At 39.9% G+C, this 21,088-nt stretch carries 21 protein-coding genes; 9 read left to right on the forward strand and 12 right to left on the reverse strand.

Going from position 1 to position 21,088, the window contains the following annotated elements; all coding sequences use genetic code 11:
• A complete protein-coding gene (locus ACTIEV_RS09705; RefSeq protein ID WP_439516399.1) occupies positions 1–1,110 on the forward strand; it encodes a sensor histidine kinase in 1,110 nt (369 codons plus the stop codon).
• Between the two features lie 6 nt (positions 1,111–1,116).
• Here ACTIEV_RS09705 and ACTIEV_RS09710 read toward each other — a convergent pair whose 3' ends face one another.
• From ACTIEV_RS09710 to ACTIEV_RS09730, 5 genes are all read right to left on the reverse strand, one after another.
• Entirely contained in the window at positions 1,117–1,734 is a 618-nt protein-coding gene (locus ACTIEV_RS09710) for an ABC transporter ATP-binding protein (protein WP_322196158.1), read from the reverse strand.
• A gap of 42 nt (positions 1,735–1,776) precedes the next feature.
• Positions 1,777–2,574, reverse strand: a complete 798-nt coding sequence (lpxA, locus tag ACTIEV_RS09715) for an acyl-ACP--UDP-N-acetylglucosamine O-acyltransferase (protein WP_178888138.1) — start codon at positions 2,572–2,574, stop codon at positions 1,777–1,779.
• Between the two features lie 39 nt (positions 2,575–2,613).
• Positions 2,614–4,020 (reverse strand): bifunctional UDP-3-O-[3-hydroxymyristoyl] N-acetylglucosamine deacetylase/3-hydroxyacyl-ACP dehydratase, encoded by a 1,407-nt coding sequence (locus ACTIEV_RS09720; RefSeq protein WP_178888137.1) that lies wholly within the window; start codon positions 4,018–4,020, stop codon positions 2,614–2,616.
• Positions 4,021–4,137: 117 nt separating this feature from the next.
• Complete coding sequence (lpxD, locus tag ACTIEV_RS09725; RefSeq protein ID WP_439516400.1) at positions 4,138–5,193, reverse strand: UDP-3-O-(3-hydroxymyristoyl)glucosamine N-acyltransferase; 1,056 nt, start codon at positions 5,191–5,193, stop codon at positions 4,138–4,140.
• A gap of 62 nt (positions 5,194–5,255) precedes the next feature.
• Complete coding sequence (locus ACTIEV_RS09730; RefSeq protein WP_322196155.1) at positions 5,256–6,470, reverse strand: HD domain-containing protein; 1,215 nt, start codon at positions 6,468–6,470, stop codon at positions 5,256–5,258.
• 221 nt (positions 6,471–6,691) lie between these two features.
• Here ACTIEV_RS09730 and ACTIEV_RS09735 point away from each other — a divergent pair, with 221 nt between their 5' ends.
• From ACTIEV_RS09735 to ACTIEV_RS09755, 5 genes are all read left to right on the forward strand, one after another.
• Positions 6,692–8,248: a response regulator gene (locus tag ACTIEV_RS09735; RefSeq protein ID WP_322196153.1), complete on the forward strand. Its 1,557-nt coding sequence runs from the start codon at positions 6,692–6,694 to the stop codon at positions 8,246–8,248.
• A gap of 223 nt (positions 8,249–8,471) precedes the next feature.
• Positions 8,472–8,744, forward strand: coding sequence for a hypothetical protein (locus tag ACTIEV_RS09740; RefSeq protein WP_178888133.1), 273 nt, complete (start codon positions 8,472–8,474; stop codon positions 8,742–8,744).
• 85 nt (positions 8,745–8,829) lie between these two features.
• Positions 8,830–9,576 carry an MBL fold metallo-hydrolase gene (locus tag ACTIEV_RS09745; protein WP_439516401.1) on the forward strand — a complete coding sequence of 249 codons (747 nt, stop codon included), beginning with the start codon at positions 8,830–8,832 and terminating at the stop codon, positions 9,574–9,576.
• A gap of 32 nt (positions 9,577–9,608) precedes the next feature.
• Positions 9,609–10,457, forward strand: coding sequence for a ComEA family DNA-binding protein (locus tag ACTIEV_RS09750; RefSeq protein ID WP_439516402.1), 849 nt, complete (start codon positions 9,609–9,611; stop codon positions 10,455–10,457).
• Positions 10,458–10,610: 153 nt separating this feature from the next.
• Positions 10,611–11,753: an acyl-CoA dehydrogenase family protein gene (locus ACTIEV_RS09755; protein ID WP_439516403.1), complete on the forward strand. Its 1,143-nt coding sequence runs from the start codon at positions 10,611–10,613 to the stop codon at positions 11,751–11,753.
• A gap of 83 nt (positions 11,754–11,836) precedes the next feature.
• Here ACTIEV_RS09755 and ACTIEV_RS09760 read toward each other — a convergent pair whose 3' ends face one another.
• The 4 genes from ACTIEV_RS09760 to ACTIEV_RS09775 all read right to left on the reverse strand — a co-directional run bounded on the left by ACTIEV_RS09760 (position 11,837) and on the right by ACTIEV_RS09775 (position 14,671).
• Entirely contained in the window at positions 11,837–12,136 is a 300-nt protein-coding gene (locus ACTIEV_RS09760; RefSeq protein ID WP_178888130.1) for a winged helix-turn-helix domain-containing protein, read from the reverse strand.
• The gene (locus ACTIEV_RS09765) at positions 12,133–12,768 is read right to left on the reverse strand and encodes a hypothetical protein (protein WP_439516404.1); all 636 of its coding nucleotides are present in this window, start codon (positions 12,766–12,768) and stop codon (positions 12,133–12,135) included. The genes ACTIEV_RS09760 and ACTIEV_RS09765 overlap by 4 nt, the downstream gene beginning before the upstream one ends.
• A gap of 66 nt (positions 12,769–12,834) precedes the next feature.
• Positions 12,835–13,632 (reverse strand): TerC family protein, encoded by a 798-nt coding sequence (locus ACTIEV_RS09770; RefSeq protein ID WP_439516405.1) that lies wholly within the window; start codon positions 13,630–13,632, stop codon positions 12,835–12,837.
• 7 nt (positions 13,633–13,639) lie between these two features.
• Positions 13,640–14,671, reverse strand: a complete 1,032-nt coding sequence (locus ACTIEV_RS09775; protein WP_439516406.1) for a quinone-dependent dihydroorotate dehydrogenase — start codon at positions 14,669–14,671, stop codon at positions 13,640–13,642.
• Between the two features lie 80 nt (positions 14,672–14,751).
• Between ACTIEV_RS09775 and ACTIEV_RS09780 the strand changes: the two genes are divergently transcribed.
• On the forward strand, positions 14,752–15,966 hold the full coding sequence (locus ACTIEV_RS09780) for an acetyl-CoA C-acyltransferase (protein ID WP_322196147.1): 1,215 nt from the start codon (positions 14,752–14,754) through the stop codon (positions 15,964–15,966).
• A 109-nt stretch (positions 15,967–16,075) separates the two neighbouring features.
• Here ACTIEV_RS09780 and ACTIEV_RS09785 read toward each other — a convergent pair whose 3' ends face one another.
• Positions 16,076–16,756: a hypothetical protein gene (locus ACTIEV_RS09785; RefSeq protein ID WP_322196146.1), complete on the reverse strand. Its 681-nt coding sequence runs from the start codon at positions 16,754–16,756 to the stop codon at positions 16,076–16,078.
• A 183-nt stretch (positions 16,757–16,939) separates the two neighbouring features.
• Here ACTIEV_RS09785 and ACTIEV_RS09790 point away from each other — a divergent pair, with 183 nt between their 5' ends.
• Positions 16,940–17,773 carry a universal stress protein gene (locus tag ACTIEV_RS09790; protein ID WP_322196145.1) on the forward strand — a complete coding sequence of 278 codons (834 nt, stop codon included), beginning with the start codon at positions 16,940–16,942 and terminating at the stop codon, positions 17,771–17,773.
• Positions 17,774–17,775: 2 nt separating this feature from the next.
• Here the strand turns inward: ACTIEV_RS09790 and ACTIEV_RS09795 are convergent, their stop codons facing one another.
• The gene (locus ACTIEV_RS09795; RefSeq protein ID WP_322196144.1) at positions 17,776–19,458 is read right to left on the reverse strand and encodes an NAD+ synthase; all 1,683 of its coding nucleotides are present in this window, start codon (positions 19,456–19,458) and stop codon (positions 17,776–17,778) included.
• A 116-nt stretch (positions 19,459–19,574) separates the two neighbouring features.
• On the opposite strand from ACTIEV_RS09795, the gene ACTIEV_RS09800 reads away from it, so the two are divergent.
• Positions 19,575–20,579, forward strand: a complete 1,005-nt coding sequence (locus ACTIEV_RS09800) for a hypothetical protein (RefSeq protein ID WP_322196143.1) — start codon at positions 19,575–19,577, stop codon at positions 20,577–20,579.
• Here ACTIEV_RS09800 and apaG read toward each other — a convergent pair whose 3' ends face one another.
• The gene (apaG, locus tag ACTIEV_RS09805) at positions 20,580–20,966 is read right to left on the reverse strand and encodes a Co2+/Mg2+ efflux protein ApaG (RefSeq protein WP_178888123.1); all 387 of its coding nucleotides are present in this window, start codon (positions 20,964–20,966) and stop codon (positions 20,580–20,582) included.
• Positions 20,967–21,088 lie beyond the last annotated feature (122 nt).

The raw sequence follows: 21,088 nt of genomic DNA on the forward strand, positions 1-21,088 counted from the left end.
ATGAATATTCCACCCATACAACAGCATGATTTTACCATACTATTGGTTGATGACAGACCTGAGAATCTGTTGTCACTGGAAGAGATATTGATAAAGCAGGGTCGACAATTTCTCAAAGCTAATTCAGGGAATGAGGCTTTAAAACAAGTATTAAAACATGATCATATTGGTTTGATTATGCTGGATGTACAAATGCCGGAAATGGATGGATTTGAAGTAGCCAGAATCCTGAAATCCAATCCACGCACAAAAGATATTTCTATCATTTTTGTAACAGCATTGAGTCGGGAAGAGCAATACGTTTTGAAAGGCTTTGCAGAAGGAGCCGTTGATTATCTCCAAAAACCACTTGATATCAATGTGGTTCGAGCAAAAGTGAATGTATTTGAACAGCTGTATTTTAATCAGTATCGACTTAAAACGGCACTGACAGAATTAGATAGGATTAATAAGCAGTTGGAGAAATTTGTATACATCGTATCTCATGATTTAAAATCTCCATTGTCATCTGTTATCATGATGCTGGAATTGATCAAGAATGATCCCTACATAAAAGCAGATGCTGAAAGCAGTGAAAATCTAGGTATGGTATATCAGGCTACAAGTAGGTTATCAGAAATGATCATGGCTTTGCTGGAATATTCAACCACCAGTTTATCACAGCAAACGGTGGAAGAGACCAATACCCATTCGATGGTAGAAGAATTAGCTGCACTTTTATTTCCCCCTAAACATATCCAAATTCAGATCCTTCAAACATTACCCATATTCCGAACAAGAAGAGTAAAACTTGAGCAGGTATTTCAGAACTTAATCAGTAATGCCATCAAATACAATGATAAGGCAAACGGACGTATAGAAATAGGGTATACAGACAGGGATAATCATTATGAATTTTTTGTAAGAGATAACGGTCCGGGTATTGCTGAAGAAGATCGCTCACGTATCTTTCGTTTGTTTGAGATCACAGATAACACTTCTACCCGCGACAGCAGTACAGGTATTGGTTTAAATCTCCTAAAAATTATTGTTGAAGAGCAAGGTGGTAGAATATGGGTCGACTCTACAAAGGGAGAGGGTAGTACTTTTTTCTTTCAATGGATGAAATAGTTCATCTCATTTATGATCGGGCACATAGATTTTATCCGTGCAGAAGCCATATTCATTCACATCATTACTACTCACAATAATGGTTTTGTCTTTGGTATAAGTATCAATCAAATGGCGGTATAAGATATAACCATTCTCATCTAAATTGGTACAGGGCTCATCCAACAACAGTAAAGGACAATCACTAAAAATAGCCTGTGCCAATTTTATTCTTTGTTTCATACCACTACTGAAATAGCGAATTTGTTTTTGAGACGCTTTTTCCAATCCAATGATCTGTAATATTTCTTCAATCGAAATATTATTGAGAAGCGGTTTGAAAGAACGATGAAAATTTAGGAATTCAACAGCTGTCATTTCTTCAATGAGCTCTAGATAGGGCGCTGCAATAGAAAGATATTTGAACACACGATCTGCTTCAATGGATTGCTGATGGATTGTCCAGTTGATATTCCCTTCACTCAAATTCATACTTCCTGCCAAAACTTGTAGTAAAGTGCTTTTACCACTTCCATTTGGACCTGTTAGTGCAATTTTTTTTCCGGGTTCAAAACGATAGTGAATGCCACGAAATATCCATTCCCGGTTGAATCTTTTTCCAGCATCCGAGAGTTCGATCAGCATGTATCCTTATGAATTAATGAATGGAAGAATAGGTGTAATGAATTAATCTTCGTCGCCACCACCTTTTACAAAACGTTTGATGATACCACGACCACTTTCACGAATAAAGGTAACGATCTCGTCTCTTTCATCGCTGGCGGTCAACTCTTCTTCAATAAACTCCAATGCTTGTGAAGTATTCATGCCTTTATTAAAGATAATCCTGTAGATGTCGAGAATATGATTGATTTTCTCCAGTTCAAATCCTCTTCTTTTCAATCCTACACTATTCACACCACCATAGCTCAATGGATTTCTTACAGCTTTGATATAAGGGGGCACATCTTTACTTACCAAGCTACCTCCCGCAATATAAGCGTGTTGTCCAATGGTAACGAATTGGTGAACCGCACTCACACCGGCGATCCATGCCCAATCGCCCATTACAACGTGACCGGCTAATTGAACACTATTACTCAGAATACAATTGTCTCCAATCAAGCAATCATGCGCAATATGGCTATAAGCCATGATCAGACAGTTATCACCCACTTTTGTTTTCCATCTGTCGGTAGTACCGCGATTGATGGTAACAAATTCACGGATGGTAGTATTGTCTCCAATCTCAACCGTAGTTCTTTCACCCGCAAATTTTAAATCCTGAGGAATTGCACCTAATACTGCACCGGGGAATACGCGACAGTTTTTACCGATACGTGTTCCATCCATGATGGTTACATTACTGCCAATCCAAGTGCCTTCTCCAATTTGAACATCACCGTGTATAACAGTGAAGGGATCAATTTTGACATTGGGTGCAACCCTTGCATTGGGATCTATATAGGTATACGGATGTGTCATTATTTGCGGATTCGGTTGTAGATAATAAGTTGTTAGGGATTAGGATCTTTTTACAATTTGTGCAACAAGGTCGGCCTCGGTAGCTACTTTACCTCCTACATAAACAGTACCTCTCATTTCACAGATACCTCTGCGGATGGGCCCTGTAAACTCCATTTTTAAAAGCATGGTGTCACCCGGACGAACCATTTGTTTGAATTTACAGTTATCAATTTTCAGGAAGTAAGTATCATATTGTCCTTCCGGCATAGAGTTGATACAAAGAATACCACCGGTTTGCGCCAAAGCTTCAATTTGTAAAACGCCCGGCATCACAGGATTTCCGGGGAAGTGACCCGGGAAGAACCATTCGTTGAATGTTACATTTTTTACCCCAACAATATGAGTGTCGGTAAGCTCAATGATTTTATCAACCAACAAGAATGGGTGACGATGTGGTAATGTTTTTTCAATTTTTTCAAGAGGAAAAATAGGAGGCATGGTAGGATCATAGACCGGAACATCCTTCACATGCTTATTCTTCTTGATATACTGTTTGATTTTTTTAGCAAACTCAACATTGCTGCTATGCCCCGGACGATTAGCAATAATTCTGGCTTTAATTGGATAACCAATCAAGGCCAAATCACCTACTACATCCAATAATTTGTGTCGAGCGGGTTCATTGGGGAAACGTAATTCAAGGTTATTGAGATAGCCTTCGCTCTTCACTTCAATTTTATCACGCTTAAACACTTTTGCAAGTCTCTCCATCTCCTCATCTGTAACCGGTTTGTCTACCACTACGATGGCATTATTGATATCCCCACCTTTGATGAGATCATTATCCAGCAATGCTTCCAGTTCATGAAGAAAACAGAAAGTTCGGCATGGAGCAATTTCTGCTCTGAAATCTTTGATGGTTTTTAATCCGGCATGTTGTGTGCCCAATACAGGACTATTAAAATCAATCAGTGTAGTAATTTGATAATCGAGTGATGGTAAAGCTACCATCTCTACTCTTTTGGCTTCATCGTAATGATAGATATTTTCATCCAGGCTGTACCAAGCTTTTGCTGCTTCCTGTTCAACTACACCTGCTGATGCAATCAATTCAATAAAAGGTGCAGAGCTTCCGTCCATAATGGGTATCTCAGGTCCATTCAATTCAATCAGTACATTATCAACACCCATACCAACGAGGGCAGCCAATACATGTTCTACCGTGCTCACTTTGGCGTCTCCCACCTGAAGCGTCGTTCCTCTACTCGTATCAGTCACCAAATCACAATCGGCTTTGATGATGGGCTGTGCCGCCAAGTCAATACGTTGAAACTGAATACCAAAACCCGGATTCGCCGGCTTTAGGGTCATATCTACCAATACGCCGGTATGTAAACCTGTACCGCTGATGCTTACCGCACTGCTGAGGGTATGTTGTTTGTCTGGGTTGAAAAGATTGTCCATGCTATACTGTTTTTCCGGTCAGATTATCTCATTTGATAACTGGTTCAATCACTGTTCAGTGATTCCCTGCTTAGAAATATAGTGCAAAAATAAGATTTCAGGGTGGTTAATGGGTGATTATGATGCATTTACCCGCTCAGATAAGACTTGTGCGAGGATTTTTTCAAGTTCTTTAACCCTTTTTTCAAGATCCGGCAAATTCCTGAGTTGTGCCTGAGCCCGGAAGAAACGGGTAAAATCATCGGCAGGAGTACCTGTTAATGTTCGATTGGATTCTTTGACACTTTTTGTGATACCGCTTTGTCCGTTGATCTTACTGCCATCGGCAATAGTGATATGTCCGGCGATACCTGTTTGTCCGCCAATCATTACCGACTTCCCAATTTTGGTACTTCCACTCACACCAGTTTGCGCTGCAATCACGGTATTACATCCTACTTCTACATTGTGAGCAATCTGCACCAGGTTATCAATTTTAGCCCCCATTTTAATAATGGTAGAACCCATCGTTGCACGGTCAATGGTAGTATTGGCACCAATTTCTACTTCATCTTCAATTACCACATTACCGATCTGTGGAACTTTTTGAAAACTGCCATCAGCCTGTGGTGCAAAACCAAAACCATCACTACCAATAACAGCTCCAGCATGTATGATCACATTATTTCCGATGACACAACCGTGATAGATCTTTACGCCTGCATGAATGATCGTATTATGTCCAACCTTCACATCCTTACCCAAAACTGCGCCGGGAAATATTTTTACGTTCACACCAATATCAACCCCTTCATCTAGGTATGCGAATGCGCCTACAAAAACATCTTCTCCCAATTTAGCAGAGCTATGAATATAACTGGGTTGCTGAATGCCTTGTAACTGCATGGTCTTCATTTGCTGATACATGGTCAGTAATCTAGCAAAACCGGTATAAGCATCAGGTACTCTGATCAATGTATTTGTTACAGGCTTTTTTAGAACCAATTGCTGGTTGATGATAATTACAGATGCTTTGGTATTGTATAAATATTCTTCGTATTTCGGATTTGCTAAAAAAGAAATTTGTCCATCAACAGCCTCTTCAATTTTTCCAAAGGAAGAAACGGTAACCTGGGCATCACCTTCCAGTTGGCCATTGATCATCATGGCGATCTGCGCGGCGGTAAATTGCATATGGTGGAGTTTAGGTTTAGTCCATAGTCCATAGTCCATGGACCATTGACTATGGACTATTGTCAAGTCAATAAACAAATGTAATTTTTTTTAACCGGTGCTGAAAGGTTTTGGTGGATCAGGGCGTTATCCACTTGGGATATGTCTTTTATGGTCTGATCTCTGAACAAAATATTGATCCTTTCATCTACGGTTTGATACAACGTATTGGTTGCCTCACCCGTAAAACACAAGTAGTGAATAGGTGCAAGTCCAATGCCAAACTTTTCTGCTACTTCTTTTTCTTTCGCTTTTACCCATGTAGGATCAAATGGTTCTGCCTGAATTCTAGACTTGTACAATTGTCTGTTTAAAAAACGTGTACACAATAAAGAAAGAATAGCATCCGGATGTTTCGACCATCTTTTTAAAGCATGCATGATATCATGATCATCCAAAGAACAAAACAAATCCAGTGTATCATCATTCATATGACCAGCAAATCCTCCCAGAAAAAAATCGATGGCAGATTGTGTTTGTAAAGCCGTATCAGTAGGTTGATAAATTTCCCGAACACGTTCCAATATTTTTACCAGCATCTTTTCAGCTGCCAATACCGTTTTATGGAGATAAACTTGCCAGTACATCTGTCTTCTTGCCACCAAAAATTTCTCGACACTGTAAATCCCTTTTTCCTCTATCATCAATTGTCCTTCATGTACCATCAGCATTTTGAGGATACGGTCATAACCAATTACACCCTCACTGACGCCGCAAAAAAAACTATCGCGACTCAGATAATCCATTCTGTCAACATCCAACTGACCACTGATCAACTGATGCAAAAAAGGTTTGTGGTATTGATCTGTAAAAATGGCAATGGCTAATGATAGCTGTCCGTTCAGGTCTCTGTTCATTTTCTCCATGATTTGTAAGGATAGTTGTTCGTGGTGTACACCTTGAACCACTACTTGCTCCAGCGCATGTGAGAAAGGTCCATGTCCAACATCATGCAAAAGGATAGCTGCTTTTACAGCTATCTCTTCATCGACGGTAATATCAATGCCTTTACTCCTGAGTTCATTCACTGCATTGCCCATCAAATGATAAGCACCCAATGAGTGATGCAATCGGGTATGTACTGCACCCGGATACACCAATTGAGCCATCGCCATTTGTTTGATGCGACGCAAACGTTGGTAATAAGGGTGGGCTATGATGTCAAATATCAATGGATGATTGATGGTAATAAAACCATAGACCGGGTCATTGATGATTTTTCTCTTCAGATCAGCCATACCTGTTGGTGATTTGTTAAATCGGTTATTAAGACAGTTGGCAAAAATACAAATAGATACCCGATCAAACAGAATGAAATAGATTTACGGCGGTTAAGCCTTATAAACGCAACAATAACTCCGCCTATTCTTTACTGTTACACAAACCGTATTTATTTCTTTATTTTAACAGTTGAATACAACCGCAATGGTTGATTTCATGTAATCAGTCAAAATAGGATATGCCATTAGCCAACATTTTATGGGTCGACGATGAGATCGAAAGCCTTCAGTCGCAAAAATTGTTTTTGGAACAGAAAGGATATGCAGTAACTACACTTACCAACGGATTTGATGCCATCGAATTTGTAAAAAATGAACAGGTAGATGTGGTGTTGATGGATGAAACCATGCCCGGTATCACCGGATTGGAGACCTTGGTTCGGATCAAAGAAGTGAATAGTAATATTCCGGTGGTGCTCATCACCAAAAATGAAACAGAGAACTTGATGAATGAGGCGATTGGTAGACAAATCAGTGATTATTTGATCAAACCGGTAAATCCCAATCAGGTATTACTGAGCTTAAAAAAAATCATTGATAATAAAAGATTGGTGGCAGAAACAACTACCACAGCGTATCAGCAACAGTTTCGGGAATTGTTCATGGCATTGAATGATAATCCGGATTACAACCAGTGGATGGAGATCTATAAAAAACTCGTTTACTGGGAGCTGGAAATGGAAAAGAGCGATAGTCCGGAAATGCGCGAAGTGTTTCATGCACAAAAACAAGAAGCCAATACAGAGTTCTTCAAATTTATCAGTAAACATTATGCATCCTGGGTATCACCTTCTTCCGCAGCGTCTCCTATTATGAGTCATCAGCTGTTTAAGTTTAAAGTACTGCCGCATGTAGAGAAAGGAACACCACTTTTTTTTATTCTCATAGATAATCTTCGCTTTGATCAATGGAAAGCCATCCAACCCATTTTTGCAGAAAGCTTTCGGATATTAGAAGAAGAAACCTTTTACTCTATTCTTCCAACCGCTACACAATACTGTCGCAACGCCATCTTTGCAGGTTTGATGCCGATAGATATCGAAAAACAATTTCCTCAACTTTGGAAAAATGATGAAGAGGAAGGCGGGAAAAATAATGAAGAAGAAACTTTTTTCCGTGCACAGTTAAAACGTTTGAAAAAAGAGGATCTCAAAATCAGTTATCATAAGATTTTGAATCATAACGACGGACAACAACTCGTGAATAATATCCATAATCTGTTACAGAACGACCTGAATGTGATCGTATACAATTTTGTGGATATGCTCAGTCATGCCAGAACTGAAATGGAAGTATTGAAAGAGTTAGCAAGTGATGAAACGAGTTATAGAAGTTTAACCAAAAGCTGGTTTGAGCATAGTCCCTTGCATCAAGCTTTGAAGAAAATTGCGGATAAATCTATTAAAGTAGTATTGGCTACCGATCATGGTAGTGTTCGAGTAAAAACACCGCATAAAGTCATAGGCGATAAACAAACTACTACCAATCTCAGATACAAACATGGTCGTAACCTGAATTTTGAGCCTAGAGATGTATTGGCATTCAAAGACCCTAAGGAAGCAGGGCTTCCGGTACCCAATGTAAATTCATCCTATATTTTCGCGAAAGAAGATGGTTTTTTATGTTACCCCAATAACTATAATCATTATGTGAATTATTACAAAAACACCTTCCAACATGGTGGCATCAGTCTTGAGGAAATGATTGTGCCGATTATTAAGATGGTGAGTAAATAGCTGCAAGCTACAAGCTTCAAGCCGCAGGCTGCAGGTTCCAAAGTTTGCTGTCGGAGCATCATCTATTCAATATACTTGCAGCTTGTAGCCGGCAGATTGATGCTTGCAGCGCAAAGCTAGCAGCTGAATGTGAATAACTAATCCCCAACACCCCCTTCCAAACAAGCCTCGAATCTTACATTTGCTGAGTTATTGTTTCATGATTTAATGACCGATTAGCAGGATGAAATACACACAAACTACTTTAGACAAATTGGAAGACATACTGGGTGAATCAGAGTATGTTGTGCGATATGAGAGAGGCACTTTTCAAAGCGGATGGTGTTTATTGGAAGCCAAGCGTATCGTAGTACTGAATAAATTCCTGAATATTGAAGGAAGGATCAATACATTGATGGAAATCATTCCACAATTACAGATTGATTTTGACAAGCTGACTTTGGAGTCACAAAAACTCTATGAAGAAGTAGTTAAAAAATCTGCTACCGAGGCTTAATTTTTTACGGAAAATACGCATACCTTGTCTGCCCATATTTCCATAGATTTGATCTGTGCACATTCCGTCTCTTACCATAACATTTTTGGGAACAGGAACCAGTAGTGGTGTACCCATGATTGGTTGTGATTGTGAAGTCTGTACTTCTACTGATCCCAATGATAATCGTTTAAGAAGTAGTGTACTCATTCAATCTCCACAAACCTCTTTGGTGGTAGATACAACACCCGATTTTCGGTATCAGATGTTGCGTATCAATAATCGAAGACTGGATGCTGTTGTATATACCCATCCGCATAAAGATCATTTGGCCGGATTGGATGATATCCGTGCATACAATTACTTCACTAAAAAGCCCATGGATATTTATGCCAATACACTAACCGAAGAGGCATTGCGCAGGGATTATTATTACGCATTTTCTGATACTCGATATCCTGGGGTGCCGGAGTTGAATTTGATCACCATCGATGAACATCCTTTTTTTGTTGGTGATATTCCTGTTTTACCGATAGAAGTATGGCATTATAAGATGCCCGTTTTTGGTTTTCGGTTTGGTGATTTTACCTATATTACAGATGCTAACAGAATTGAAGCATCCGAGAAAGAAAAAATACGTGGTTCAAAAATACTGGTGCTGAATGCGCTAAGAAAAGAAAATCATCTTTCGCATTTTACGCTGGATGAGGCAGTTGCTTTAGCACAGGAACTGGCGGTGCCCCAAGTATATTTTACGCATATTAGTCATCAGTTAGGCTTACACGAGCAAATCAATAAAGAACTTCCATCACATATACAGTTAGCGTATGATGGATTACAAGTTCATGTATAGCAGAAAGAAAGGCATACAATCAAATCCATTGTATGCAAAAGAAATTTCATGCTTACGATCATTTCAGTAAAAAGGAACGAGTCGGCATTCTAGCTGCATGTCTATTTGCACTAGGTTTGTTATTACTCCCGTACCTGATACCGCCGAAACCATTGCCCGATGTATCTACTATGACCAAAGAGGGAGCAAAATGGAAGGAGATGCTGAACCAAGAACTAGTGGCTGCAGCAACCAACCCCATCAACACAACTATGTATCCTTTTGATCCCAATCTGTTAGATGAAGCGGAATGGCAAAGAATGGGTGTACCTGTAGCAGTAGCAAAGCGCATCAGGAATTATCTCAGTAAAGGCGGACGGTTTCGCAAAGCAGAAGATCTGCGGAAAATATGGGGCATGTCGCCATCATTGGCCAACCGTTTGATTCCTTATGTCAGCATCCGGCATCGAGAAAAGGTCTTTGAAAAGACAATACGTTCGATATACCCGATTGATATCAATACAGCTGATGCAGAGGCCTGGAAATCTCTACCGGGGATTGGACATGTGTTGGCGGAGAGAATCATCAAATACCGCGAAAAATCCCATGGATTCGGTACCAAAGAAGAATTGAGATCCATTTTTGGGTTGAGCGATAGTCTATTGACAAAACTTGATCCATATTTACAGATTCATGAATCAAGCCTGCAAAAAATGCCCTTGAACCGTGCGTCGGCGTATCAACTGGTAGTCAAAACGGGCATTCCGATGGGGATCGCAAAAGATATTGTTCGCTGGCGTCAGGAAAATGGCTTGTTCACAGAAATAGAGGAATTATTAGCAATACCCGGATTCAAACCTGAATGGATTGGACGATTTAAAGCCATTTTCTTCATCGAATAAAAAAATGTTAACCCTTAAACCATTTTTGGAGGGGATAGCAAAAAGCATTTCTTTTGCATTGAAAACTAACAAACAGTAGTTTGTTTTCAGAAGGTTGCCTTAGTTAACGATTGCTTAGTTAGGCAACCTTCGTCTATTTAAAAAGTATCATATATGCATTTCCAACCAACAGAACTAACAGAACAGGTAGCGCAAACAGCACGGGATTTTGCTCAACAGTATATTCTTCCTCATGTGATGGACTGGGATGAAAGTCAGGAATTTCCTGTAAACGTGTTCAAAGAAATGGGGAAGCTTGGATTGATGGGGGTATTGGTACCTGAGCAGTATGGTGGGGCAGGATTGGGATACTTTGAATACAACGCCATTATTCAAGAAATATCAAAAGTGTGCGGATCTGTCGGACTGAGTTTAGCAGCGCATAATTCACTGTGTACCAATCATATTCTTTCCTTTGGAAATGAAGAGCAAAAAAAGAAGTGGTTACCGAAATTGGCTACTGCTGAATGGATCGGTGCTTGGGGACTTACAGAACCCAATACAGGCAGTGATGCAGGAAACATGAAAACGGTAGCTGTAAAAGACGGGAATGATTGGATATTGAATGGTACCAAAAGCTGGATCACGCATGGTAAAAGCGGCGATGTAGCGGTGGTCATATGCAGAACCGGTGAGCCCAGAACCAGCGGTAATTCAACTGCATTCGTAGTAGAAAGAGGTACCCCCGGATTTTCAGCCGGAAAAAAAGAAAACAAATTGGGTATGCGCGCCAGTGAAACAGCAGAGATGATCTTTGAAAACTGCCGCATTTCGGATGCAAATCGTTTGGGTGAAGTGGGTGACGGATTCAGACAGGCGATGAAAATCCTGGATGGCGGTAGAATATCCATTGCAGCTTTATCTGCCGGAATCGCCAAAGGGGCTTATGAAGCAGCCACTAAATACTCAAAAGAGCGCTATCAGTTTGATCAACCCATCAGTAATTTTCAGGGCATCAGCTTCAAACTGGCAGATATGGCTACAGAGATCATGGCGTCTGACTTACTCATCTGGCAGGCTTGTGACCTGAAAAATCGCGGACAGAAAGTAACCAAGGAAGGGGCCATGGCTAAATATTATGCCAGTGAAGTAGCGGTAAAAACAGCTACTGAAGCCATCCAAATATTCGGTGGTTATGGTTATACAAAAGATTTTCCGGTAGAAAAGTACTATCGTGACGCAAAATTGTGTACTATTGGAGAAGGAACTTCAGAGATCCAGAAGCTGGTCATCTCCCGAGAGGTTCTCAATGGATAGTCTCTTTTCGATTGCTTGCTTATATCTAAAGCCCCGTTCTGCGGGGCTTTTGTTTTATGCAAAGTGATGATATAAAGATCAATTCAATGTAACCCCTTGATCATTTTTTCCAAAGCATCGATATGTGCTTTGAATGCTTTCTCTCCTGATTTTGTAATGGCATAGGTAGTGTTGGTCTTCCTACCAATAAAACCTTTTTTCACCAGGAGGTATCCATTTTCTTCGAGTGTTTTGAGATGACTAGCGAGGTTTCCATCCGTAACCTGTATCAGTTCTTTCAGTTCATTGAAATTCACTTCATCATTTACCATCACAGCACTCATGATACCCAGTCGCACACGACTATCAAAAACTTTATTTAATTGTTCAATCGGATTTTTCATACTCTTTCATATTTCCACCACATCAATGCCCCATAAATGATATGCAGCAATCCAAATCCAATTCCCCAAGCGATAATGCCATACTGTAAGAATTGAAGTGTCAATAACCCGAGTAACAATTCACTGATACCTAACCAACGTATTTCAGAAACGGTGTATTTACTTCCGCTCAATAAAGCTAAACCGTAAAAAATAAGACATACCGGGGCGATCAATCCGGTTAAATTCCAATTCATTAAATACACAACGAGAATTGCACCTGCAACAAAAGGAATACCTGTATTCATGACGAGTTTGCGAACCGTACTATTCCAAAGAGAAGCATATGTTTTTTTGGTTCTGAACCAGGTAAAAATAACGGCAAAAATAAAGGAGCTAATAAAACAAGTAATACCCGTTACTAAAAGACGTGCTTTCTGTTGACTATCTAAAATCAGTAAAACCGGATTGGATTCCTCAATACTGCTACCCAAAGAGGTATTCCACAGCGGCCAAACATAGCTTACAGCTCCCAAAGCGCAGAGTCCTGCGGCAATACCACTGAGTCCGCTTAAACTGATGAACCGACTGCTTCGATCCATGATCTGCTTGATATCCTGAAGCGTATCCAGATGTTTTTGTTCCTCTTTCATAAAAGCACTTTGAGATTAAAAGTAAACAGATCAAAACAAATATGGCTGTTTTTCTATAAGGAACGATTAGTGAGCCATATCCGAATCACGATCATTTTGTTCCGGAACAACTGGTGAGCGTAGTTCAACCGGTTTTACATATTTTTTACGTAAACGCATATTCAATAATTCCACAACAAATGAAAATGCCATCGCGAAGTACACATAATTTTTGAGGTGTAACTCATGTGCATTCACACTATCCCAACCTTCTACGATCAATACAAATCCAATCATCACCAAAAATGACAATGCCAACATTTTTAAGGTAGGATGTTTGTGAATGAAATTGGAAATATTGGTACTAAATAAAAACATTACAATCATTGCCACCACCACCGCTGCTATCATGATTTCAATATGTTTGGCGGTACCACCGGCGGTAATGATGCTATCAAAACTGAATACCATATCAATCAGCATGATTTGAAATACAGCAGCTGCAAAACCTAACTTCTTTGCATTACCACCATGTAAAGCTTCCTCATCACCTTCCAGCTTATGATGTATTTCACGAACTGTTTTATACAATAAAAATAATCCTCCTGCTAACATCACCAGACTTGCCAGATCAAAATCCTTACCCCATGCGCTAAACACCGGTTTCCCTTTTTGCGCCAATAACCATCCCAATCCAAATAATAAAATTATTCGGGTGCTCATGCCCATGATCATCCATAACATTCGGGCACGTGGCTGATGTTTTTTATCCATGCGATTCATGATGATACTCACGAAAATCACATTATCAATTCCCAATACCACTTCTAAAACAACAAGGATCAAAAAACTGATCAAACTCTCTGATGTCAATAGATGTTCCATAAATGATTTATAAATGCTTACAAATTTGTTTCACAATACTTGGACCTTCATACACAAATCCGGTCCATACCTGAACGAGACTGGCGCCTGCATCCATTTTTTCTTTCGCATCTGCACCCGTAAAAATTCCACCACTGGCAATAATGGGAATCTGTTTTCCGGTTTGTTCTGAAAGATATTGTACCACTTCTGTCGATCGTTGTTGTACAGGCTTACCACTCAATCCACCAGCACCTATTTTTTGAATGATTGATGCAGTGGTTTGAAGTTGTTCTCTGCTAATGGTGGTATTGGTAGCAACGAGTCCATCAAGTTTTACTTCAAATGCCAACGCTACAATATCATCCAATTGCTCTTTGGTAAGATCCGGTGCAATTTTCAATAAGAGTGGTTTTGGATTTGCTTTTCCTTGATTACTGTTTTGTAGTTCACTAAATATTTTCTTTAAGGAATCTTTTTCTTGCAATTCTCTCAGTCCTGGCGTATTGGGTGAACTTACATTCACTACAAAATAATCGACCCCATTGTGTAAAATATCAAAACAGGTCAGGTAATCTTTCCAGGCATCTTCATTGGCTGTTACTTTGTTCTTTCCAATATTTCCTCCGACGATCAGTGATGACTGTTTTTTCTTGTGCATTTCCAATCTGCCTGCAATGGCTTTTGCTCCATAATTATTAAAACCCATACGGTTGATCAATGCATGATCTGCAGGTAATCGAAAAAGTCGGGGTTTGTCATTACCGGGTTGGGGTAGTGGCGTAACCGTTCCGATCTCTACAAACCCAAATCCCAAAGCTTCTAATTCGTTCAGATACAAAGCATTTTTATCAAAGCCGGCACCCAAACCCACCGGATTCGGGAAATGCAATCCAAATACCTCTTTCCCCAATCCGGTTTGTTTGGGGGAAAAGGATCCGGTAATCAGTTTTTTCAATGGCTGTACAGAACAGATACTATGCAAAATATCCATCGAAAAATAATGTACATCTTCAGGTGGGAAACAAAAAAGCAATTGTCTGATAAGCGGGTAGATCATGGTGCTGCGAAGATAAGGGGCATTTGATTTCGGTAGGAAGAACCGGTCTGCGTTAAATTTGGTTGCATAAACAACTTTTTTTGAAAAATTCCCTACATTTGATAGGTAAAATCGAGTTTATGCAGGAAGCTTATATCGTTGCCGGATACAGAACGGCTGTGACCAAAAGTAAACGTGGCGGATTCAGATTTTTTCGTCCGGATGATCTGGCCGTTGAAGTCATCAAAGGGCTGATGGCTGCCGTGCCACAATTGGAAGCAAAGAGAGTGGATGATGTGATCGTGGGTAATGCCGTTCCTGAAGCAGAACAAGGTTTACAGTTTGGAAGAATTATTTCTGCCCGTGCATTGGGTATTGATGTGGCCGGATTTACCATCAATCGTTATTGTGCGAGTGGATTGGAAAGCATTGCGCTTGCTACTGCAAAGATCAGAACCGGTATGGCGGATTGTATTATTGCCGGTGGTACAGAGAGTATGAGTTTGGTTCCAACAGCAGGTTGGAAAACGGTTCCAGCTTATTCCATCGCAAAAGACGAACCTGATTATTACCTGAGCATGGGTTTAACCGCAGAAGCAGTGGCCAAAGAATTCAAAGTAAGCCGTGAAGATCAGGATGCCTTTGCTTATCAGTCGCATCAAAAAGCGATGCAAGCCATTGAGAATGGATATTTCAAACCCGGCATTTTACCTATTACGGTTGAAGAAACTTATTTAAATGAAAAAGGGAAAAAAGCAGTACGCTCTTATGTAGTAGATACCGACGAAGGCGTACGTGCTGACACCAATATTGAAGCGCTCGGAAAATTAAAACCCGCATTTGCCATGGGGGGAAGTGTTACTGCCGGCAACTCTTCTCAAACCAGTGACGGTGCTGCATTTGTGATCGTGATGAGTGAACGCATGGTGGTAGAATTGGGATTGAAACCTATCGGTAGATTGGTGAATTGTGCTTCTGCAGGTGTACATCCACGTATCATGGGTATTGGTCCTGTTGCTGCGATACCAAAAGTATTGAAGCAAGCCGGCATGAGTCAGAATGATATCGATTTGATTGAACTCAATGAAGCTTTTGCTTCACAATCACTGGCAGTGATCAGAGAACTGGGTTTAAATCCTGATATCGTAAACATCAATGGCGGCGCCATTGCACTCGGACATCCATTAGGATGCACAGGATGTAAACTCACCGTGCAATTATTGAACGACATGAAACGCCTCAATAAAAAATACGGTATGGTAACCGCTTGTGTGGGTGGTGGACAGGGGATTGCGGGGATTATTGAGAACCTTTGATTAGTCAATAGTCAATAGTCGATAGTCCATGGTTTAGGAAAATTCTTGGATCTACCATGAACCATGGACTATCGACCATCAACTTTCTCTACAAACTCCCCTCTACCATTCACAAGCCCCTTTCTATCTCTAAACAATCCTGATACATAAGTAGCATTTCTATCGGCCATGGCAGCAATGTCTTTTTTGTTGGCTTCGTAGCCGGGGCCGCGTGCAAAGAGTCCGCTGAGTACTTGTCTTTGAGATGATATGTACTGGCAGTAATTCGTTTGCGATACAGTTGGTCGCCTTGTATGATCGTTATATTGGTATTGAAGAAAACAGAGTAAGTAGCTTGTTTATTAACAGACCCATCATTATTTCTGGAACGTTGTATTTCATCCTGACTAAAACCACCTTCATAATTCTGTAAGATGATGACAATATTCGCCTTGTATTGCTCCATGATTTTTGCACGCACATTATTATCGTTTTGAAGTAACAATGCCTTTTCGCCATCTGTTAAAGAAGTGTCAGTAAACACAGTCATCTGCAGATCTTTTCTCAACACATCCGGTAGATTGGAAAAATATTTACGTTTGATCTGTGTTACTACTTCTTCTCTTTTTTTAGTGATGGCGAGTCCGGGTGTGTATACTTCACCTGCATCTACTACGACGATGGATTTTGAATAATACTGTACGGGTATTTCAGCCAAAATGGTCTTTTCCGTAAAGGATAGTGTTTTACAACTTGCAAAAACACTGATAGTTGTTATGATGACCCATACAAATCGAAAAACAGTTTTCATTGCTTAGAATTTCGTCCGCGAAGGTATTTGTGCGGTGTAAATGAATTTGTTAAGGCTACATGATCAGCATATTAGGGTTGATAAACGGCATTTCTGCATGATTAAAAAGAAAATAAGATTTACTGACCAATGTCATTTTTTATGCATCAATGGCTGAGTAGCTTTATACTATAAATAAGCGTTATGAAAAAGATTCTTGTTCCTACCGATTTCTCTGCTACAGCAAAAAATGCCGCATTGTATGCGTTCAAGCTGGTCGAACAATTATGCGCTGAAGAAGTGATCTTATACCATGGTTATCAGGCACCTGTGAATATTGATCCCATGGTTCCAACCGTGGTAATGCCGGATATTGATACTTTGAGAGAGAGTAGTGAAAAAGCCTTAGCGCATTTTAAATCAGTTGTATGTCCATTTTGTGAGCCCGGTATTAAAGTGTCTACGTTGGCGCGGTATGACCATTTAGGAGATGGACTAGATGATATCTGTCACGAAACGGGGGCCGCATTAATTGTAATGGGTATTACAGGTGCAGGTTTATTGGAAGAGAAGTTGATCGGTAGTAATACTTTGAGTGTTGCAGAAAATGGAACTGTGCCGGTCATCATTGTTCCTCCACAAGCAGTGTTTACCAAAATTGAAGAAGTAATGCTTGCCTGTGATTTTAAAAAAGTAGTAGAAACTACCCCGGTTCAACCCATCAAAAATATATTGGATACTACTGGTGCCAAATTGTTTGTGTTACATGTTGATCATGAAAATAAACAGTGGTCTGCAGATACGCCTTTTGAAAGTTTGATGTTGGATACACTTCTATACGGTTATCAACCCGAATACCTATTTGAAAACAATAACAACTTTGTAGAAGCTGTCAACATTGTAACTCTGGAAAAAATGATCGGCCTCATCATTACCATTCCAAAAAAACATGGATTGTTTGAAGGATTGTTTCATAGCAGTGCGACTAAGAAACTAGCTTATCATAGTAATGTGCCGATTATGGTGATACATGAGTAAGATTAATTCAAATACTTCCCCACAATAGGTACCCGTCTACCCACCCCAAAAGCCTTGGGAGAAATGCGAATAATCGGACAAAACTGATTGCGTTTGTATTCATTGTTGTTGACCATCTTCAGTGTTCCGTCTACCAATGCTACATCATATCCCATGGCTTTGATTTCAGCCGGACCTTTTCGTTTTTCAATGTATTGGTAAAGTATCTGATCCAACACCGTATAATCCGGTAAACTATCACTGTCTTTTTGATTCGGTCTTAATTCTGCGCTGGGGGCTTTTGTGATGATATTCGAAGGAATGATCTCTTTTTCACGATTGATGTATTGAGCCAGCGCATAGACTTGTAGTTTATAGCAGTCTCCCAATACACCTAAACCACCCGCCATATCTCCATACAAAGTTCCATATCCGGTAGCCAGTTCACTTTTATTGGAAGTATTGAGTAAGATATATCCAAACTTATTCGCGATAGCCATTAATAAATTTCCCCTGCTTCTGCTTTGTATATTTTCTTCCGCTAAAGAAAATGGTAAGTCATTGAAAACAGGTTTTAATGTTTGTAAAAATGACTCATATACTTCATCAATACGAATGATATCATAAGGATTACCCAAATTCTTACTTAATTGAACAGCATCATTCACTGAATGATCCGTAGAATAAGGTGAAGGCATAAGTATTGCACGAACATTCTCTTTTCCCAATGCATCACAAGTAATCGCCAATGTTACTGCTGAATCAATACCTCCGGAAGATCCAAGGATCGCTTTACTGAACCCCATCTTTGTAAAATAATCACGGATACCCATAATCAATGCGTCATATACTTGTGCAATGTTCAACTCGGGTTCTAAAGTAGCGGGGTTGAGTTCTTTATCGGGTACGCGACTGGCAGGCTCCAAAATCGCAGCATTGATACTACCATCATCATTCAGTTCCCAGGTTGACATGGCTTCCTGAAACATAGGTAAAGCTCCGCACAGATTAGCATCTTTATCAAATACCAATGAAGCACCATCAAAAATAATTTCTGTCTGACTGCCCACTGAGTTACAATAAAACATCGGGATTTTATACTTCTGCACATTGGCCTTGATCACAGATTTTCGGTCTTCATCATGGGTATAGTCAAAAGGAGAGGCGCTAATATTCAGCATCACATCCGGTTGTTGATCCATCAATTGATCCATTGGACAAATTCTGTACAATGGGTTGTCGCCTAAGTTCCAGATGTCTTCACAAATGGTGATCGCTAATTTTTTTCCTTTGTAAGGAACGATTTTCCATTCGTAGGCAGGTTCGAAATACCGGTATTCGTCAAATACATCGTAGGTAGGTAATAATGTCTTGTGTATCTCTGCTTTGATTTCTTTTTCATAGAGGAAGAAAGCAGCATTGAAGAGGTCTTTACCTTTTTGTATGGTATTATGAGCCGGCGAACCAATTAAAACTGCAATGGTATCCGCATGTGCTTTTATTTGATCGACAGCTTGGTAGCACTTATCAATAAAATCGCTGAACTCCACAAAATCTCTGGCAGGATAGCCACATACACTCATTTCACTGAAGATGATCAGTTCAGATCCTTCTGCCTTGGCTGCTTCAATCGCAGCAATGATCTTGCGTGTATTCTCTTCAAAATTTCCGATATGATAATTCTGTTGTGCAATGCTGATCTTCATGAATACTAGCTTTTACTACTGGTTAGGTGCAAAGTTCAGTAACTTTTACATAGGTTTCACAGGATTCTTTGCAGGTAGCTGATGGTTTTATCAGCATCTTTGTCAAAATTCAGGATATGATGCGTCGATGGTATTTATTTTCATGTTTATGGATACTTTTCGCTTGTGGTGAAAAAAAATTCATTCCCGATGTTGCCGGAATTGAAGCACCCTTGAGTTTGCAAAGATTTGAACAATCCTTTTTTACCATCGATACTTTACAACTCGAAGAATCATTGATGGAACTCACCAATGAATACCGCGGTTTTCCTCAGGACTTTCTGTTTAATATCATGGGTACACGTCCGGATGCTGTACGACAAGATATCCCTAGTTTTATTCGTTCATATCAATCTTTATTCAAAGAAATTCAACCACAGTTCAAAGACATGAGCCGTGAGTTGAACGAGATACAACAAGGACTTCAATTCGTTAAATACTACTTTCCAGAATATAAACTACCCGAAAAAGTAATTACATTTATTGGTCCACTAAATAGTTATGGTAGTATCATTACGCCTGATGGATTGGGCGTTGGCTTGCAATTATATTTAGGGAGCAATCATACGATTTATCAGTCTGAGGAGGGGCAACAGATGTATCCGAAATATATATCTAGAAGATTTGACAGAGCCTATATTCCTGTCAATGCCATCAAGAATATCATCGATGATCTGTACCCACCCAATTATGCTGATAAGCCGCTGGTAGAACAAATGATAGAAGCGGGCAAAAGATTGTATCTCTTGGATCATTTGCTTCCTGAAACAGCCGATACCCTGAAAACCGGATATACCGCTAAACAATTGGAGGGTTGTTTAGAGAATGAAAAGAGTATCTGGAGTTTTTTTATACAAAATAATTTGTTGTACATCATTGACCCGGAAATGGTACGTGATTATATGAGTGATGCACCCAATACCCCTACTTTGGGCCAGGCTTCACCAGGTTTTATTGGTCAGTTTGTAGGATGGCAGATTGTAAAAAAATGGATGAATAAGCAAAAAGATCCTCGGAACTTGATGAAATTGATGGACACACCTGCGAAGAAAATTTTTGAAGAAGCAAAATACAAACCCTGATCAGTTCATTTTGGCGGGAACGATCATGTCAAAAGAAGGGATGTTGACATCAAAGAAACCCTTGGTATCCTGATTTTCCATGAGATAACTGCCATGCATTCTACCCATTTCTGTTCTCAGGTTGCAACCGCTTACATATTGGTAATGCTCACCCGGACGTAATACGGGCTGGATGCCTACTACACCCTCTCCTTCTACTTCACGATGCTCTCCATTGCTGTCAAAAATATGCCAGTGACGGCGCAATAATTTGATGGTAAAATTGTTGTGATTCTCAATGGTAATGCGGTAGGCAAACATGTACTCTCCATTCAGCGGGTTGCTGTAATCAGACTGGAAAAAAGTCTCTACACTGATTTCAACCCCTTCTGAAATTTTGGATACCATGTGGGAGCGTTTGATTGAGGTAAAAGTAGGGAAAAAAGTCGATGGTCCATAGTCCATAGTCCATGGTCCATCGACTATGGACTATGGACTTTTTTAACACAAAAAATACCTCCCAACCCTTA

This window comes from Sediminibacterium sp. (assembly GCF_051861365.1).
Taxonomy (GTDB): domain Bacteria; phylum Bacteroidota; class Bacteroidia; order Chitinophagales; family Chitinophagaceae; genus Sediminibacterium.